Annotated in this window: 1 pseudogene; it reads left to right on the forward strand. The window is 50.8% G+C overall.

The features are described 5' to 3' along the window. Nucleotides 1-319, forward strand: a pseudogene (locus J0A66_RS22470) (hypothetical protein); the annotation flags it as partial.

Here is a 319-nt window from a genome sequence, read left to right on the forward strand (position 1 = left end):
GAGTCCACTGATGCCCAAGATTCTGAAGCTGAGTCGCTTCAGGCGCAGGATGAGCGCGTTGGGCAAGACGAACAGGAATTAGATTTAGAAGCACTGCTTAACGAGCATTTACAGGATCCTGAGCCGCCGACGCCGCTGGCCGAATCAGAAGATGATTTCCTGGATATTGACGCTCTGCTGAATGAAAGCGTTGAAGCGGAAGAAGAGCCTCAAACCGAGAAGGCATTGAATCTGGATGTGGATCTTGATCAGTATGCCAGCGTCAAAGATGATGAGGACAGAGTGGATGTCGATCAGGACGGTGGCATCAGCGCTAAAT

Origin of the sequence: Bowmanella dokdonensis (assembly GCF_017254865.1) — a bacterium.
GTDB lineage: Bacteria > Pseudomonadota > Gammaproteobacteria > Enterobacterales > Alteromonadaceae > Bowmanella > Bowmanella dokdonensis.